The sequence below is a fragment of the Paenibacillus gorillae genome (genome assembly GCF_000513275.1).
GTDB classification, from domain to species: Bacteria; Bacillota; Bacilli; order Paenibacillales; family Paenibacillaceae; genus Pristimantibacillus; species Pristimantibacillus gorillae.
Window position 1 is genome coordinate 1 of the sequence record NZ_CBVJ010000064.1, and the last position, 19,009, is coordinate 19,009.

Consider the following 19,009-nt stretch of genomic DNA (forward strand, 5'->3'; position numbering starts at 1 on the left):
AATGTACTTTTACATTTTGAAGCGAAAAAGTCGTCGAAAAAATCGGCTTACCACCTGCACTTTTACATTTTGATCCGGTTATTGGCTTGCGAAAGCAAAAATATTGGCGGTAATTAGCAACAGAATGTTGGCGGTAATAGGCAACAGAATGTTGGGGGTAATAAGCAACAGAATGTAAGCGGCAGATTGTTGGCAGTATTCGAGACATGAGTGCCACGATGGCACCGCGCGCCGGGGTGCGTGCGTGTTGCGAATGTTTACGGCAGTTACCAATAGTATATTGGCAACAGGCAGCACAAGGATGTTGGCGGCAGTTTCGCACACAGGGAGTGAGCGGAGCGTTTTGAGTTCAGGGGGACTTTTTGCAGATTCTATCCATTTTTCATCGCGAGAACGATAGTATTGAATAGCACAATCCGATTGTAACTGACCAGCTTGCAATTCCGGAGTCCACCCACAGGTTGATATCCTTGTCCTTAACAATTGATGAGCTGCAGATAGCAAAAAAACCGCTAGCCATAGGATACCCTACGGTTAGCGGCTTTACAGTTATTACACCTTCCAATCCGCTGACAGCAGCCGGACGAAACCGTTTAAGGTGTCGTCGGAACGGTATACCGAACTTGGTCCACCAGTATGCGAGTACCTGATTTTTTCACACCTTTGATGGTGTGCTGACCGTTCGATAGACCCGTTATGCTATAAAGCGTTTGCCCTGTCTGTCTAGTTGCGTTATACGTGTTAACGGTTTGTGTGAGCACGCCATCTACATAAATGTCAATTTCGCCTTGATCAGGTCCTTTTGGACCAATCAGCGCAGCGCCTGTTCCAGTGAACGTATATTCGAAAGCATCACCGTTGACTGTCGTTTGATGAACATCCTTGAAGTAGTCGCCCCGGAATGAAATCGCCAGACTCGTAACTCCTTTAGGCTGAGCAGCCAAATACTCTTTTTTCACCGTCAGCTGATTGCCTGCAACGGTATAATCCGTGCCTGCTGTTAGCGTTGCAGCGCCGTTGTTAATGCCGATCAAATTATCAGTATCGGTCGCCAATGTCACCGTCACGTCTGCTTGCTGTGCCGGTTTCTTATCAAAGCTTGCCGTATCCGGACTAAACAAATTGGATTGCTGAACCCGCAATTGATCCAATAGCATATATTGGCCCGATTTCTTCACCGCTTTCAATGTATGCGTGCCGTCGGTGAGTCCCGTTGCCAGGAATACCGCTTGCTGCACGAGACGATTCGAGCTTTGCGTGCTGATCGTCTGCTGGAATACGCCGTCAATATAAACATCGATATCGCCTTGCGACATATCCTTCTCGGTTACAAGCTCAATACCGATTCCTTTGAAGGTATACTCGAAGTAATCACCGTTAGCTTCCGTATATTGAGCGTCATCTTTGTAATCCCCGATGCCTCTGTTGCGGCTGTTTTGCCAGCCTCCCATATACACAATGCCCGGCTCATCATTGTTGATTGGTACAAAACGTCCTCTTGAGGTGTCTCTAACCGCAACCGTCAGCTTTTGCTCCGCTCCGCCCGTAAAGGCGAACGTCAAGCTGGCCATGCCTTCCGGCAGTGAAGCCAGATAATTTTTACTCAGTGTAATCACATTGCCCGAGCGAGTATAGTCTGTGCCCTCCGCCAGTTGAACGGTGCCGTTGAACAAACCGCTCCAGTCATTTCCATTCATCGTCAATGTAACTGGAATGTCCGCCTGTGCCGATGCATTTTTATCGAAGCTGACTGCACTCGGACTCAGGCTGCTGTTCTGAATTGCAGGCGTTCCCGTTACAATTAACCGGTCAAGAAGCATAAAGGTGCCTGATTTTTTCACAACCTTTAACGTATGTGTTCCGTCTGCTAGACCAGCCGCACTGTACACGTTAACACCTGCCAAGCGGGTCGCATTATAGGTGCTGACGGTTTGCTTGAAGACGCCGTCCAGATAAATGTCGATATCGCCTTGCGACACATCCTTCTCTGTGATGAGATCAATGCCGGTTCCCGAGAACGTGTATTCGAAGTAATCGCCATTGGTTTCTGTGTAATGAACATCGTCATTATAGTCGCCAAGCCCGCGATTCCAGCTATAGCCCCAAGCGCCGGTGTACACAATGCCGCTGTTGTTATCATTGATTGATACCGTCTGAGGTGTTACGCCAATCACATCGATCGACAGCGTTTGTTTGGCACCGCCTGCGAAAGAGAAGGCCAACCGGGTTTTTCCCGCCGGCTGCGAAGCCAAATATTCCTTCTTGATCGTCACCGTCTTACCCGACACGGTATAGTCTGTGCCGGATGTAAGCGCCGCGCTGCCATTGCTGATTCCCGTTAATGCAGGTCCGCCCTGCGTCAATGTCGTCTTCACATCGGCTTGTGCCGACGTCTTCTTGTTAAACGTTCCGGCCGCCGGGATGATGTAGTCCGGCAAAGTCACCTTCAATTGATCGAGCAGCATGAACGTGCCGGATTTCTTCACCGCTTTTAGAGTATGAACCCCTTCAGTCAGTCCGGAAATGGAATAGACGCTTTGCCCCGCCAAACGACTCGTATGATGCGTGCTGACCGTTTGCTTAAATACACCGTCTACATAGACATCGATATCGCCCTGCGAGCTGTCTTTTTCCGTCACTAGCGAAATGCCGGTACCCCAAAACTCATATTGGAAATAATCATTGTTTGCCTCGGTGTAGTGAACATCATCCTTGTAGTCACCGTAGCCGCGATTCCAGCTGCGCTGCCATGAACCGTTGTAAACAATACCGGAGTCATCGTCGTTAATCGGAATGATAACACCATTAGTCGTATCGATTACCTCAATGTCCACGTATTGCACATTGCCTGCGCTGAACGTAAATTTCAGCTTAGCTTGTCCGGTTGGCAATCCAGCCAGATAAGCTTTCTTAATCGTAAGCTGAGTTCCGGATACGGTATAGTCCGTACCGCTGACAAGCGATGCCGTGCCATTCGCAATACCGCTCAGGCTGTTGCCGTTAAGCGTCAAATCCACTGTAATGTCTGCCTGCGCAGCCGTCTTCTTGTTGAAGCCTGCTGCGGCTGGATAAATCAGGCTGTTCTGCACACTGGAATCGCTTACATTAACAACCAGGTTTTGCGAACCGCCTGTTTCCTCCACGCCTCCGTTCCTGCTCCAGCTTCCTGTGTACTTGAAGCCATGGTCATCATCATTGGACGAAACAGTTCCGCCCTTCGGATAAACCTTCAGCAGGCGTGAAGCATGCGAAGCCAGATTGACCGAGCTAAACCCGCTGTTGAAGACGCCCAAGTCACTGTGACTCCACAGATCCCGTACAGAGGCCGATCCGTCAATGCCAAGCTGGCTCCAGTCCACATTAACCGTTGCGGCGCTGTCTCCCAGATTGAATAGAGCAACTGTGAAGCTGCCATCGCCATTATTAGCGTACCAGACCTGCTGCGGCGTTTCTGTCGATAGCGGACGCACCGGACGGCCTGCCTGATTAACTGCGATCACTTCCTCGTTCGTAAGCAATCCGATTCCAAAGCTGTCCAGATTGGTCATGTCATTGCCGATATAGAGCGGTGCCGCAGACATTGCCCAGAGCGTCATGGCCGAGCGGCGCTCGTCCTGCGTAATGCCGTCCATTGCACCGTTCCCGACATTCAGCGAATCGAAGTCATTCCAGCCGCCCGGGCCGCCATGACGCCACCATTGCTCTTGCTTTTGAAACAATCGGGCGATGCTGCTCCATGTCGTCAGCCCTTCCTCGCAATAGCATTCGATATCCCAGTCTACACGCCAGCCATTGGCATATTCTTTCCAGTAATCGGCGTAGTTGATGTCCAGCGCCCATGACAGCTCCAGCCAAATGTTATGCTCGGCCAGCGCCTGCGACCATGCCGCCACATCATCACGAGCATCCATAGACAAATCAGAAATGCCCGAGCCTGGCGTTACACTGTCAAATTTCAGAAAATCAATGCCCCATTCTCCGTACAAATCGGCAATGGAATCGATGTAGCTTTGCGCACAAGGATTGGAGAAATCGATCTTATAGCCAATTCCCCAATAATCTGCCGATTTCAGCGGCTGAGCAGCGATATCTTTCATCGAGCAGCCCGGTGCTCCGTAGATCGGCAGATCATCTTCATAGGCTTTCGGAGAGAGGCCCGGAATGCCGTAGATGCCGATTTTTTGCCCATTGTTGTGTACATAATCGATGACTTCCTGGAAACCGTTCGGGTAATGCACTGTGCTTGGAATCGGTCTTCCGTACCCGTCCATGTCCCCGTTCCAGCCTGCATCAATGTTGATATACTCATAGCCGTAAGGCTGCAGTGTGGTATGCATAGCATCGGATTGCGCCTTAATCGTTGCGGCGCTTATCCAATGATTCTGGCCGGTATATACCTGAAGACTGTAGCTGCTCCATCCCATATACGGCTTGGCCCCCAGACCATTGTCCGCTGCTTGTACCGTCGCTGGGGCTGGAACCAGCATCCCTAGTTGCGCTACTACCATCACAAAAACTAATACCAACAACCGCTTTCTGCCTGCTTGAAGTATCGATTTGACTCCCACATCATTCATCTCCTTCGACATTTGAAATAAAAAAACAGGCGCCCTATTTTCTTTCAATGAGCGCCTGTTGCGTTAGTAGGTTATTCGTTTAGAAGGATGCGTCGTATGCTTTTTGCAAAATTTCAAGGTAACGGTTCAGCTTCAAGCTCTCAAGTCCTTTAATATAAGCATCCCAATCTTTATCCAAGCTCTTGTTGCCCGTAATGAATTGCAGCGAGCTTTGATCGATGTAGGAGCGGATGTTGGTTTGCAGAATGCTGGATTCGTCCATATCAGCCGCATCTACCCAGATTGCCCACAGCGGGAAGAGTTCCTTAGGCTCATGTCCTTGATACAGCAAAGTTGCTTGGTACAAGCGGCGCTCGTAGTTTGCAGAATCATAGATGTCTGTTCCTTGTACCCAGCTGTCGCGGTACTCTTTCGGCATATAGTAGTGACCCATGCCGCTCCAGCCCGCATTGCGCGGAGCTTCGCCTTCAACCGCAGGAATTGGAGCAACCATCGGTGTTACGCCTTCGCCAAGCGCAACCTCGCCTTCTTTCGGCTTTCTCCAGTCAATGCCTTCCATACCGCTAGCGCCGTTGGTTTGGCCCTCAGGCGTGTACATATAATCAACCAATTTAATCAATGCGATTTGTGCTTCCTTGCTTGCTTTGTTCGTGATCGCGAATTTCGCGCCAGGGTTTACACCGCCGCCGTCATGTGTCGCAAGCGACAATCCGCCAGGTCCTGTAAGCGGAGGAAGCGGGTTGTAGTCCTTGGAGTTTTTGTTGCCTCCATCGATGTTCAGGAAGATAGCCGGGTGCATGCCTGCGCCTGCGCCAAGCAGTTGAACATCACCGTTTTCGCCGATTTTTTTGAACGCCTCGGCATTTTGCGTAAAGGCGCCTGGATCGATCAAGCCTTCATCGTACAATGATTTAATGTAAGCCAGACCTTGTTTCCATTCTTCTGTTACCGCGGAAGATTCAACTTTTCCGTTGTTCAGGCGCAGATGGTTGCGGTCGTCGTCATACACGAACGCGTTCATCAGGAACGGAATAATCCGTACGCCAAAATCCTCAATCGAACCGCTGAGCGGTACTTCGTCCGCTTTGCCGTTGCCGTTTGGATCTTTTGTTTTGAACGCTTTCAGCATTTCTTTGAATTCATCCGTTGTTTTTGGCATTTCCATATTCAGCTTTTCAAGCCATTTCGTGTTGACCCACATTTTGTTCGGGTACGAACAGTGGAAACATTGCGAATAAGCTGTCAGACCGTAAATGTTACCGTCCGGCGCAGTCGTGAGCGCTTTCAAATCCGGCTTCGCTTCCAGAGCTGCCTTAATGTTAGGCGCATATTCATCAATCAGATCGTTAAGCGGGATCAGCACGCCCTGTTGGCCGAACTTCACAATATCCGCTTGCGAGAACTGGTCGACGTAATGCGTCAGCATGTAGACGTCCGGGTAGTCGCCGCTAGCCAACGAGATTTGACGTTTTTCTTTCGCGCCATCTGGCGGAGTTGTCTCCCATTTGAATTTGATGTTGAATTTGCCTTCCACAAACTGTGTAAATTTATTCGTTGCCCAATCCATGTTTGGCTCTTGGACAGCAAAGGCGCTAATTTGAACCGGTTTAGCCGCTTCAGAAGTGTTTCCTTCCCCAGCCGGCGCAGTGCCAGTATTGCCTTTGTCATTGCCCGACGAGCATGCTGCCAGAACTAAGGTGATGGACAAGACGAGTACCAATAGACTTGCGATGTTCTTTTTCAATGTCGATCGCTCCCTTTTTAATGGTTCGGTTGTTCGTTTTCCTTCATGCCGGAATCACCTGCTATCGGCATCACTCCTTCCAATAAATATCCAGCAGCTTTCGTTTTCTTCTGCGTTATCCCTTAACAGAGCCAACCAAAAGCCCTTGCACGAAATGACGCTGCACGAACGGATAAATAACGAGAACAGGCAAAGTCGCGATTACGATCAGCGAATACTTCAACAGCTCGGCCAGTTGCTGACGCTCTACTTGCTTCAGAGCATCCGTAATGTTGGCGCTGTTATTCTGTATGATGATGCTTCTAAGCACCAGTTGAAGCGGAAACAGCTTCGCGTCCTTCAAATAAATCAAAGCATCGAAGTAGGCATTCCACTGGCCGACGGCGTACATCAGTACCAATACAGCTAAGACCGGCTTGGATAGAGGCAAAACGACGCTCCAGATAAACCGGATATCGCTGCAGCCGTCAATCTCTGCTGCTTCCATCAGCTCCTCTGGAATTGAGCTATGGAAAAATGATCTTGCGATAATCACTTGCCATACCCATACAGCGTTCGGGATAATAAGCGCCCATCTTGTATCGATCAAGCCCATTTCTCTCACAACCATATAGGTAGGGATCAAGCCCCCGGAGAACACCATCGTGAACGTAATGATCATCATCAGCGCGTTGCGGCCGAATATCGTCTTGCGGGACAACGGGTACGCAATCATAACCGTGAGAACCACGCTGACGAACGTACCAGCCGCTGTGTACAGCAATGAATTGCCGTAGCCGCGAAGCACGAGCGGCGTCTTGAACAACGTCTCATAGCCTTTGAAGGATATATCTACGGGCCACAGCCAGACCTGACCGGACGAAACCGCAGCCGGGCTGCTGATCGAGCTGCTGACTACAAACAGCAGAGGGTAAAGAACAACGATTAATACGATGCTAAGAATGGCATAAATAACGGCCATTACTATTCGATCGCCTCTGGATTCCTTAATTGCTTTGCTTACTGAAGCCATATGCACACTCCTCCTTACCAGATACTGTTTTTCGAAATCCGCTTAGCGAGGCCATTGACCATCACTAGCAAAATAAGGTTAACGACGGAATTGAACATTCCGACTGCCGTTGCGAAGCTATAATTCGCATTCAAGAGACCAACCTTATACACATAAGTTGCGATAACCTCCGACGAGGCCCGGTTCAGGTCGTTTTGCAGCAAATATACCTTCTCGAAGCTTAGCGCCATGACATTACCCACTGTCAGAATGAGAATAACGACTAGTGTCGGCATGATGCTTGGCAGATCGATGTTGCGTATTTTTTGAAGCCGTGAAGCACCGTCCACTCTGGCAGCCTCGTAGAGAGACGGATCAACTCCTGCCAATGCAGCAAGATAAATGACCGATGAGTAACCTGCCATTTGCCATAAATCCGTCCATACATAAATGGAGCGGAACATGGAAGGCTCCCCGAGGAAATTGACCGAATCAAAGCCTAAGCTATTCAATAGAATGTTAAAGAAGCCCAGTCGCGGCGACAGAAACAGCATAATAATCGATACCATAACGACCGTAGATATGAAGTACGGTGCGAATGTGACCATTTGTACAACCTTCTTGAACTTTCTGCTCCTCACCTCATTGAGCATCAGAGCGAGCAGAATCGGAAGCGGGAACACAACGGCAAGCAAATATAAGCTGAGTATCAGCGTATTGCTCAACAAATCCCAGAAAACCGGATTGTTGAAAAACAATTCAAAGTGCTTGAACCCTACCCACTCGCTTCCCCAAATCCCCTTCGTTACGTTGTAGTCTTTAAACGCCAGCACCATGTTTGCCATAGGATAGTATTTAAAGATAGCGAAAAACACCATTGGCGGTATCAGAATTAAATACAGCTGCCAATGCTTCTTGAAGCTTTTTACTGCCCCTATCTTTCTTGTTGAGGCCTCCACATCCATTCCTCCCTTGTTGATCGCCTCTCGTAATGACAGCGCTTTCTATATCGTCATATTAGTGGTCTTACCGTCTGTGAGAAAGGTACAATTGGTCAATTTGACGTACATTTCTCCCCATTTGTACGGTGCAAATGTCCGCTGGAAAGGGCATTTATCGGGGGTAATGCCGGGAAAGTCCGTCCTTACAAGACATACAGAAAAGGCGTGCCGATTCGGCACGCCTTCTTCATCCTTCTATTTTCTATTCCATGCAGCACTTCATTTCCGATTTGCTTCCCTTCCGTCATAGGCTTTTTGCATAATGGCCACATATCGTTCCGCCCCTACCTGCTTCAAGCCGTCCAAATAATTGTTCCACTCCCGGTCAAGATCCATATCGCCAGTAATGAAACGCAGTGCATACTGATCAATATAATGCTTCAAATTAGCTTGCAGAGAGCTGGCCTCATCTGCATCCTTAGCATCGATCCAAACCTCCCATAGCGGATACAGCTCATCCGGCTCTTTGCCTTCATAAAGCTGCGTAGCCTCATAAAGCCTGCGCTCGTAACCATCCGGCGCATAGATATCTTCTCCTTGTACCCAGCTATCCCTGTAATCCCGCGGCATGTAGAAGTGACCCATGCCGAACCAGCCTGTATTTCGTGATGGTTCCCCTTCCGCTTGCGGAATTCTGGCGAATTGCGGTGTAACGTTAGAGCCAAGCCCCTTCTCTCCGGCTGCCGGCCTTCTCCAATCGATGCCTTCCTTGCCGACCTCGGCTAAAGCCTGTCCTTCCGGCGTATACATATAATCAACCATCTTTATCAACGCAATTTGCGCTTCACGGCTGGCGTGATTTGTAATGACAAATTTCGCTCCCGGTGTAATACCGCCTTGAATATAGACGGCATTCTGGGCGTGCGGCCCGATAAGCGGCGGCACTGGATTATACATTTTACCTCTTGGATTATCAGCTTCTGTATTGACGAATATATCAGGATGCATAGCCGCTCCCGCGCCAAGAACTGCCTCTTCAGGAGAATTCCCAATGGACCGGAAAGCATCGGCACTTTGCGTGAACGCCCCCGGATCTATCAATCCCTCGTCAAAGAGCGACTTAATATAACGCAGACCCTCCCGCCATTCTTCCTTATCCGCAACTAAATCGGCTTTTCCTCCGTGCAGCGTCAAATAGGTTCGGTCATCATCATAAATAAAGCCGTTCATCAAGACAGGAATGACTCTTACGCCAAATTCCTCAATCGAACCGCTGAGCGGCAGCTCATCCTGTACACCGTTGCCGTTAGGGTCCCCGTTCTTGAACGCCCGCAGCACTTCCTTGAACTGCTCGGTCGTCTCCGGCATGGACAAGTGAAGCCGGTCCAGCCACTCGGTATTGATCCATAGCTTGTTCGGATACGAGCAGTGAAAACACTCGCTATAGCTGACAAGACCGTAAATATTACCGTCAGGCGCCACTGAATACGCCCGAAGCTGGGCACTATTCGCCAGCGCTTTTTTAATATGAGGCGCATATTGATCAATCAGCTCATTAAGCGGCAGAAAAACTCCCTGTTGACCATAGCGAAGCACATCCAATTGAGAAAATTGATCGACATATGCCGTTAAAATGTAAGCGTCAGGATATTTACCGCTTGCGAGCGAGATTTGACGCTTTTCTTTGGCGCCTTCGGAGGATACAGCCTCCCATTGAAAATCGACATTGAATTTCTCCTCCAGAAGCTTGGAGAATCCGTTCTCCGATAAATCCTTTCCGTTATTTTGATGCGCGAACACCCGGATTTTAACAGGCTGCTGCTTCGTTTCACCTTGTCCTTCGACGGATTTTTGCTTATAGTCTCCGCTGCAAGCAACGAGCAGCAAACTCGTCAGTATCAGCATAACTGTCAGACGCGTACACACCGCCGCCGCTATATTCCTCTCCATCGCTATCCCTCCGCAGATTGTCTATAGGAGCTCGGCGGAACGCCGGTTACCCGCTTGAAAGCTCTTCTGAACGAATGCGAGCTGCTATAGCCCACTTTCTCCGATATTTCCTCCATCGTCAAATCGCTTTCACGCAACAATATTTCGGCATTTTCCATTCTGACCTTCTCCAAATACTCGGAGAGATTCGTGCCGGTTACCTCTTTAAAAATTTGCGAAATATATTTCCACGGCCTGCCCACTTGTTCCGCAACCCGGTAAAGAGTAAGCTCGGAATCCGAGTAGCACTCCTTAATATAGGCTTTGATGCTGTCGACCAGCTTGGCATGACCGTCGTTTTTCTTGCTTGTAATCAGACTGCACAACGTGACCATCACTTCATTCAGCTGCTCTTGAATCTGCTCAATTGCTGATGATTCCTCCATGTCAATGATCTGGTTCTTAACCGGCTCGAACAGCTCCGACTCCTGAAACGCCTTCTGGTTCAACAGCTTAAGGAACGTTCCTTTCATCTCGCCAATCCATTGATGCTTCATCTCCACAGAAAGCTCCCGGTGAACGGTATTCTGATCAATAATCGATTGGAAAATCCGGATGGCGGCCTCCATCTCACCCGCCCTGACGGTCCGAATCAGCCTGGTCTCGACATCAAGCGGATAATAGTAGGTAGCGCTATCCATCCGGGTTTCATCGAACCATACGAGCTCTTTCTTATTGGTATGCATAGCGTATTCCAGCGTTTGCTTCGCCTGTTCGAAGGATTGGCTGATTTCCAGCTCGGTTGCAAAGAAATCCCCTAACGCTACCGTAATCGAAATCCGGTATTCCTGAAAAGCATGCTCCGAAATATGCTTCAGCGTGTTTGCAATTTCTTCCCGCCCGAGCTGCTTCGCCATATCCGCTTCCTGGAATGCAAATACGAACACAATTTTATCTGACCAAATATCGGTCATCGGAATAGGGCTTCCTGTGTCCATCAACGACTGCTTGAGCAGCAATCTGGCGACACTCAGCTCGTTGAGAATCTCTATGCTTTCCATACCGGAGGAATAGCCGTTGATTTGAATAATACCGACATAGCCAGTACTTCCGTTAAGTCCGGCATGCGATTGTACAGCTGCCGCGACCAGCTCTTCCCTTAGCTGAAAATCACCTGCGATCAGGCGCTTGAGGAAGGCGTCTCTAATAAGCGGCTGCTGTTCATGTAATTGAGACTCCAGCCGTTTATTATGATTGAGCATTTCGGAAATATTGCCGTGAAGGAAGTCGTATTCGTTGCGGTCAGACGTATTCTCATGACCAAACTGTTCCTTCATAATGCCGATTAGACGATCCATTGGCGCGCTGTTCCGATAGGAGAGCAGGAAACCGACGAATAATCCGACAAACAACGCCAGACCGGTTACCGTGAATGTAATGGACTTGATTTTGTTTGCATTTTCCAGCAATACCTTCCTTGGAATGCCGGCCTGGTATACCCAATCATTCGTATTGGAGGTAAGCGTGATCACGAGATCATCCCCGTAAAACTGGCTGACCTTTCCCATATCATAGCGTTTGTCCGATACGAGCTTCTTAACCTCATCCTCTTCGATGCCTTGCAGGCCAATCGTCCGGTCTTGCGCATCAGCAATACGCGCCCAGCCGCCATAACGTTCCGTCAAGCCGGAAAGCAGACTCGTAATCGTCTTCTGATCGATAATAACGACTACTATAGCGGGAGATGCTTTGCTGAAGCTGTCAAGCGGAAGCGATTGCATATAGGTGACTACCGAGGTTTCCGTCCCTTTATTGACGAACCGGCTGAGCGGCTTAATCTCGCTTCTATGCGTGGAGTCCAGCACCTCTTTCTTCCACTGATCGAAGGATAGATCTTTATAATGGAAGCTGTCGTAGTAATGCTCCGGGCGGTAATAAGCCGAGCCGGGAGTTAGAACGACATTATAATTCGTTAAATAAATGAAGAAATTTTGCAGAAAGTCATTTGTTTGACCAAAGGTCAAAACGTCCTTCATCATTTTCCAAATGCCATAAACATTCGTTTTATCCGACGAATTGACTTCATTCATTAATATCCCTAAGTCCTGGTTAATAGCCATCTGTCTTGTAAAGCCTTCGACCTCAGCCATTCTCCTCTCCAATATCTCTTGACTCTTCTGAATTTGGGTCACACTATTCTCAATTGCCAGCGATTGGGTAACGGATATCGAGGTTTGATAGGACATATAGCCGGCAATACTCGGGATAATCAGAATAATTATATAAGAGATCAGAAATCTTCTGAATACTCTGGAATGTTTTGGCAAGATATAGATCTCTCCCCTTCTGTTAAAGAACATTATGAGAGCGCTATCATAACCGATTATTGCTATTTCTGCAATAGTAACCAGCAACAATCACTTCTGCGTATCCAGAACGATTCGGAACAGCAACAAAGCCCGAATCGCTAAACCGGCATACGATCAGGCTGAACAGATATAGTGTACAATCCGGTAAAATAGTGCTATCTATCGGTTAATATTACCGGATTGTACCTATCCGCATAAGGTACATTTCGGTATTTGGACGTACCATTTTCCTGTAAAACCTTGTGTACGCCCATTTTGTACCCGTTCGTTCAAAGAAAAAAACAGCCAGCCTCCTGCATAGAGGAGGATCGCTGTTTGAACGGAATTATTCGTCTTGCTCCAAACGAATCATCGCCTCTGAAGCATCCAATCCAAGGTAATGGCACATAAGCGGTGCCAGCAAAAGCTGAGACAACGGCTCATCCTTACCGGTCATCGACTGGGCGATAATTGGCGGCTGCTGCCCCCACAAATAAAGCGGCACTTCCCGCTCCTCCGGTTCCGTTCCGCCATGCATGCCGGCAGCGTTCATTCCGTGATCGGAGGTTACAACGATCCTGTACCCTTGCGACTGCCAGAGCGGAACCAGTGTCGCCAATATGCCGTCTGCTGTCCGGACAGCTGCCTCGTATCCCTTGTCTTCGCCGCCATGCTTATGCCCAGCATCATCAATATTCATGGAATGCACGTAAAGAAAATTCGGATCATACGCTGCTCGCAAATATTCAGCGTCCGCGAACAGGTGACTATCCGGGTAATGATCCTCGAAATAAAATGCACCATGCTGGATCGGCTTGCTCTCGTCATGCTGATGACGATCAGTGACGGGATTGAACGGGGCCGAATTGTACAATTCGCTGACCCAGTGATAAGCGGCAGCAGCCGTTATAAGCCCTGCTTGGCTTGCCAGATGGAAGATGCTCTGCTCATAGCTTAGTCTCGCGATATGGTTGGCCGTGATGCCGTTTCTTGCCGCAGGAGTACCGGTCAGCAGCACCTCATACAATGGGCGTGATAGACTAGGCAGCTCGGAGCGCACCCGGAAGCACTGCACCTCTCCCTGCTCGACAAGATGCTCCACATAGCCCAAATACTTGCGTGCCGAATCATAACGAAGTCCATCCAGTACGACAACGATCAACTTGCTATCCTGATTTGTCATTTCGTCCCCTCCTATGCTTTCGCTTCAATCCACTGCAGATGATTATTTCGCAGCATTTGACCCCATTCTCTGGGGGGCGCAACGTTGCTGACGACCGCATGTACTCTTTGCAGAGGCAAAATTTCCATAAACGCTTCTTTGTTCAGCTTGGAATCATCGGCCAGCACAATCGTCTGATTAGCCGCCTCTATCATTTGCCGTGACATGGCGACCTCGCCCAGGTCATAATCGCTTATTCCCCGCTTCAAGGAAATGCCGCCAACTGATATAAACGCTTTATCAACACGAAATTGGGCCATTATACTTTCGCCAACGGCACCTGTAATGGATTGCTGCTCGGGATTGAGCTCTCCTCCGATGACGATGATCTTGCCGGTGAATCGTCCGTCATTCAACGACTCCATCAGATGATAAGCTGCGGCTAAAGAATTGGTTAATACCGTTAGACGCTCCCGTCCGGCAATTGCCTTCACTAATTCAAGCGTCGTCGTCCCTACATCAATAGCGATGGTATCCCCGGATTCGATTAATTGAGCCGCCGCTTGCCCGATTCTTTCTTTCTCGCTCGCTTGTACTTTCTGACGCTGCAAGTATGGCGATTCGAAATTGGATTGCTTAATGAGCACCGCTCCGCCATACACGCGTTTAGCCAGCCCCTCCCGTTCGAGAACAAGAAGATCGCGGCGAACCGTTTCCTCGGAGATGGTCAAACGCGACGAGAGTTCGGGCACCTTCACTTGCCCTTCAAGCTTTAATTGCTCCTTGATGATTCGTTTGCGTTCTTCCGAAGAGATCGACATCTGCTCAAGCTCCCTCCTTCTCAAGAGGCAGCAGCTGCGAGCGGTCCAAGGCCAGGCTGATCCCGCCAACTTCTGTTTGCCGAAGCGGCCGGCCGTCATTGAGCACGTCAATCGTTAATCTGACATCAGCAGCGTTCACTGCATAACGAATGATGCTTCCTAGAATGGAGACGGATTCAATGCTGCCATCGACAATTTGCTTGCCAGCTTTCAGTGCGCTCTGACGGTCCTCCCCTCCAAGCAAAGCGACAGACTCCGGACGAATTGCAAAGCTGTCGGCCTGATTTTCAACTTGCCCAAACAACCGCAGCGCCTCCGACTTCGTAAGGACGTTATAACTTCCCATGAAACGGGCGACAAACTCTGTTTTTGGCCGCGTATACAGCTCCTCCGGGCTGCCTTCCTGCACGATGCTGCCTTTGTTCATCAGACATACCCGGTCGGACACGATGAAGGCCTCCTCTTGGTCATGCGTGACGAATATCGTCGTCATCTGAAACCGCTTCTGAATTTCTCGGATTTCAGTCCGCAAGCTTTTACGGATTTTGGCATCCAAGGCGCTCAAAGGCTCATCGAGCAGAAGAACTTTAGGCTGAACGGCAAGCGACCGGGCAAGCGCCACGCGCTGCTGCTGGCCTCCGGACAGCTGCTGAGGATACGCGTTCCGCTTGTCTTCCATATCGATTACCGCCAGCAGTTCCTCGGAACGCTTGCGTCTTTCCTCCTTAGAGGCCCCCCTCATTTTCATCCCGTATTGAATATTTTCGCTGACGGTCATATTGGGGAACAAGCCATAGGATTGGAACACCATGCCGATCTCCCGGCTGCGGGGCGGCACATTCACGATGTCTTTGTTGTCCAGAATAATTTTGCCGCCGTCAATGTCGGCAAGACCTGCGATGCAGCGAAGCAGTGTACTCTTGCCGCAGCCGGAAGGACCTAGCAGGGTAACCAGCTCTCCCTCACGAATTTGCAAATTAATATCATTCAATACATTCGTATGCCCGTATTGCTTACGAATGGCCTGCAGCTCCAAATAAGCACTCATCCTTGGATCCCCCTGTTCATTTTCTGAGTAAGCTTCATTAGAATCAAAGACAGCGCGAGAATAAACACAAAGTAAGAAATGACGATAGCGCTGGCCAAATGCCCGCTCTCCCCCAGCCTTTGATACAAGTAGATTTGAATCGTATGAATATGTCCGCCGACCAGCATGTTCGTTAATACAAACTCGCCGAACAATACCGAGAAGGACAATAAAGTTGAGATCATAACCCCCGGCCAAATGTTAGGCAGCACCACGTTCGCGAATGCCCTCGTCCGGCTGGCGCCAAGCAGTTCCGCAGAATTCAGCAGATCCACTGCCGACACAGTAAGCAGACTGTTCCGAATTCCTTGATACATATAAGGCAGGATGACGATAAAATAAGCGCCTATCAAAATATAGGGCGTTCCCGCAATAGAAACCGGTCCCGAAGAGTAAGCCCGAATCAGTCCCACCGCTGCTACAACGCCAGGCACGGCGTACGGTAGAACGACAACGCCCTTCATGAACGTCTCCCATTTGGGCAGATAGACTGTAATAATAAATACGGCAGGAAGCATAACGGCGAGACTAAGCGCCACACTGATGGCGCAAAGATACAGTGAAGTCCACAATGCATCAATAAAGCGGGCGTCACTGAACATTTGGCTGAACCATTCCAGCGTCCACCGTTCAGGCAATACAGTTGCCTGCCATTCCTTCGCGAACGCATAGATGAGCGTAGCGAGCAAGGGAAGAAGCAAATAGCACATGAGTGCTATCATCAGCGAACGGTTTACCCAGCCGGCTTTTTTCGCTTGTCCGATCACGACAACTCCTCCTTCGCCGAAGCTGGTGCAGCAGGCCGCAGCCAACTGCGGCGCTTGTGCGCACGCACGGGTTCCGATGATGGAGCGCCATTGAACATGCGTGAACGCTGTGTCATTTTATGATTCAAATAAACAGCCAACAGTGTAGATGCTGCCAGCACCACTGCCAGCACATTGCCCAGTTGCGGCTGATTGATGACGTTGCCTGCAACGAGCGAGCCGATCCGGACCGCAAGCAAATTATAATTGCCGCCGACAAGCGCATAGGCCGTCGCATAAGCGCCCATTGCATTCGCGAACAGGATGCCCAGCGTGCCGAAGATCGCCGGCGTCAACACTGGAAGGCCAATCGTAGACCAGAACTTCCATTTTCCCGCTCCCAGCAGCGCAGCCGCTTCCCTCCACTGCTCGCGAATGCCGAAGAAGGAAGGGTATAGCAGCAGTAAAGCAAGCGGTACTTGAAAATAGACATAGACCAGTATGAGGCCAGACCAGCTGAACAAATTAAAGTTTTGGAATACATCCCAGCCCCATTGTTTGAACAGCAGCGTAAATACGCCATTGCTTCCAAGCAGAATAATATAAGCAAAGGCTAGCGGAACGCCTGCAAAATTCGAAGTCATATTGGAAATTGTAAGCAGCAGATCACGTATTTTGGGCGAAAATCGCGTAATGGAGTAAGCGCAGACCAGCCCTATAACAATCGCAATCGCGCTTGATATGATGGAAATCAGTAAGCTGTTAGTAATGGCTTTCAAATAATAAGAGCTTTGCAAAACCTGCGCATAAAAACCAAACGTAATGCCGGGACCATTTTCCCGTGCGACACTGCCCGTCAGCATAGACAGAATTGGCGCGATTTGAAATGCGGCGATCATGAAGATAAAGGGAATGAGGCCGGCATATATCCATCGGTTCCTTCGTTTCATTGAAGTGCTCCTTCCAGATAAAAGGACGCCGTCGACCGGAAGACGACGACGCCCTATGTTAGGCTATAATTAGGGCGTGTCTGAAAACCCGTTCAGTGGCACCTTTCACCGCCTTTCCGCCCCCTGCTTCGTTGTACCCCCGGGTACGCCTTCACAAACGCGCCTCGCATGGAACGAAAATTCGGCAAAATTTGCTGCCCTCAGAGTTCTCAGACTCACCCTAGTTCATGTGTACGAGAACGCGCTCTTGCCAAAGCTGCGGAATCGTTTTTGCCGTAGCTTCCCATACTTTGTAGTCTCCTACAGGCTTAACGTTGGCATAAGCTTCGGCTGGCAGCAATTTAGCTGCAACGTCATCCGGCAGGTTCACGCTGTCACGGATTGGTCTTGCGTAACCTTTAGCCAGATTGATTTGACCCTCATCGCTCAAAATATACTCACGAGTCAGCTTCGCTGCATTTGGATGCGGAGCGTATTTATTGATGATCGTTGCATAACCGCTTACTACGCTGCCCTCTTTCGGAATGGCAACATTGAATTTGTCTTTGCCAAGCTGATCGCTATAGTTCAAAGCGTTAAAGTCCCACAGCAAAGTCACTTCTACTTCGCCTTTTTCGATATTCGCCAAGCTTGCTTCTGCATTGGACAAGCGGCCTTTTTTAGCCAAGTCCTCGAAGTAGGCAATACCCGGCTCGATGTTGGATTCGTCGCCGCCGAAAGCAATTGCAGCAGCCAGTACAGCCATTTGAGCCTGTGCAGCTTTGGTTACGTCACCTACAATAATTTTGTAGTTGCCGTTTTTAAGATCTTCCCAGCTTTGCGGCGGGTTTTGCACGAGCTTCGTATTCGTCAGGAACGAAATCGAGCCTTGGTAGCCGACAACCCAGTGGCCGTCACTATCTTTCGCCCAGCTTGGGATCTCTTCCCAATAGGATGTTTTATAAGGCTGAGTTACACCTTTTTCTGCAGCTACAGGTCCGAAAGCGATGCCCACGTCGCCGATATCAGCAGTAGGCTTGTCTTTCTCAGCTTCGAACTTAGCGATTTCCTCTGCGCTCGACATATCGGTATCCGTATGCGTCAAGCTATATTTGGACTGCATGTCCGCCCAGGTATCTTTCCAGTTGGCCCAGGAATCCGGCATTCCGACACTGACGACTGATCCTTCTGTTTTGGCTTTCGCTTCAATATCCGATATAGATAAATTTTCCGAACCCGTACTGCCTTCGTTTACGGCCGTCTCTTTATTCGAGCCTCCACCGCATGCGGCTAGCGCAGCAACAAATACAGCTAGAACAAGTCCAACAACTATCTCTTTCTTGAACCAAGGTTTCATGATCTCTCATTCACTCCCATGTGGATTATTGTGGGTTTATCGCTCATTCTTGTTGTTTTCACCCTACTTCGAGTATAGGTATCGTTTATTTTCCCAAGGTCATCCGGAGTGAATAGATTTGTTAAAAAATTAATGCGATCATGTAAAGATGCAAAAAAACACGCCGTTCTGGCGTGTCGGAGGGTGATCGGAAACAATTTAGGTTTTGCTGCATAATGGGGGCAATAAGGCGCTATACAGCCGTGTAGAAAATCTCGGCAACTATAACGCGTAACGCGATCACTGTCGGGACTTTCTTGATCATCAGCAGAATCAAAATGTAAAAGTACATGTTGATGGGCTCCAAAAGTGCCAAAATCGCCATCAAAATGCAAAAG

At 49.2% G+C, this 19,009-nt stretch carries 12 protein-coding genes and 1 pseudogene; 1 reads left to right on the forward strand and 12 read right to left on the reverse strand.

The annotated features are described in order from the left end of the window. Nucleotides 1-123: 123 nt before the first annotated feature. A pseudogene (locus TY10_RS32510) lies at nt 124-210 on the forward strand (hypothetical protein); the annotation flags it as partial. A gap of 383 nt (nt 211-593) precedes the next feature. On the opposite strand, the gene TY10_RS10765 reads toward TY10_RS32510, so the two are convergent. From TY10_RS10765 to TY10_RS10820, 12 genes are all read right to left on the reverse strand, one after another. Beyond that, the gene (locus tag TY10_RS10765; protein WP_052350483.1) at nt 594-4,568 is read right to left on the reverse strand and encodes a X2-like carbohydrate binding domain-containing protein; all 3,975 of its coding nucleotides are present in this window, start codon (nt 4,566-4,568) and stop codon (nt 594-596) included. 88 nt (nt 4,569-4,656) lie between these two features. Then, nucleotides 4,657-6,321, reverse strand: a complete 1,665-nt coding sequence (locus TY10_RS10770) for an ABC transporter substrate-binding protein (protein WP_042163135.1) — start codon at nt 6,319-6,321, stop codon at nt 4,657-4,659. A gap of 115 nt (nt 6,322-6,436) precedes the next feature. Next, nucleotides 6,437-7,333 (reverse strand): carbohydrate ABC transporter permease, encoded by an 897-nt coding sequence (locus TY10_RS10775; protein WP_042163137.1) that lies wholly within the window; start codon nt 7,331-7,333, stop codon nt 6,437-6,439. A 14-nt stretch (nt 7,334-7,347) separates the two neighbouring features. Continuing rightward, entirely contained in the window at nt 7,348-8,277 is a 930-nt protein-coding gene (locus tag TY10_RS10780) for an ABC transporter permease (protein ID WP_081735212.1), read from the reverse strand. 255 nt (nt 8,278-8,532) lie between these two features. Next, nucleotides 8,533-10,203 carry an extracellular solute-binding protein gene (locus tag TY10_RS10785; RefSeq protein WP_042163139.1) on the reverse strand — a complete coding sequence of 557 codons (1,671 nt, stop codon included), beginning with the start codon at nt 10,201-10,203 and terminating at the stop codon, nt 8,533-8,535. Between the two features lie 2 nt (nt 10,204-10,205). After that, nucleotides 10,206-12,509, reverse strand: a complete 2,304-nt coding sequence (locus TY10_RS10790; RefSeq protein WP_052350484.1) for a helix-turn-helix domain-containing protein — start codon at nt 12,507-12,509, stop codon at nt 10,206-10,208. Between the two features lie 367 nt (nt 12,510-12,876). Next, nucleotides 12,877-13,713: an alkaline phosphatase family protein gene (locus TY10_RS10795; RefSeq protein WP_042163141.1), complete on the reverse strand. Its 837-nt coding sequence runs from the start codon at nt 13,711-13,713 to the stop codon at nt 12,877-12,879. Nucleotides 13,714-13,724: 11 nt separating this feature from the next. Then, nucleotides 13,725-14,513 (reverse strand): DeoR/GlpR family DNA-binding transcription regulator, encoded by a 789-nt coding sequence (locus tag TY10_RS10800; protein ID WP_042163142.1) that lies wholly within the window; start codon nt 14,511-14,513, stop codon nt 13,725-13,727. Nucleotides 14,514-14,517: 4 nt separating this feature from the next. After that, complete coding sequence (locus TY10_RS10805; protein WP_042163144.1) at nt 14,518-15,561, reverse strand: ABC transporter ATP-binding protein; 1,044 nt, start codon at nt 15,559-15,561, stop codon at nt 14,518-14,520. Further along, nucleotides 15,558-16,322, reverse strand: coding sequence for an ABC transporter permease (locus TY10_RS10810; RefSeq protein WP_042163155.1), 765 nt, complete (start codon nt 16,320-16,322; stop codon nt 15,558-15,560). The genes TY10_RS10805 and TY10_RS10810 overlap by 4 nt, the downstream gene beginning before the upstream one ends. A gap of 41 nt (nt 16,323-16,363) precedes the next feature. Beyond that, the gene (locus tag TY10_RS10815) at nt 16,364-17,296 is read right to left on the reverse strand and encodes an ABC transporter permease (RefSeq protein ID WP_042163145.1); all 933 of its coding nucleotides are present in this window, start codon (nt 17,294-17,296) and stop codon (nt 16,364-16,366) included. 220 nt (nt 17,297-17,516) lie between these two features. Next, on the reverse strand, nt 17,517-18,632 hold the full coding sequence (locus TY10_RS10820; RefSeq protein WP_042163147.1) for an ABC transporter substrate-binding protein: 1,116 nt from the start codon (nt 18,630-18,632) through the stop codon (nt 17,517-17,519). Nucleotides 18,633-19,009 lie beyond the last annotated feature (377 nt).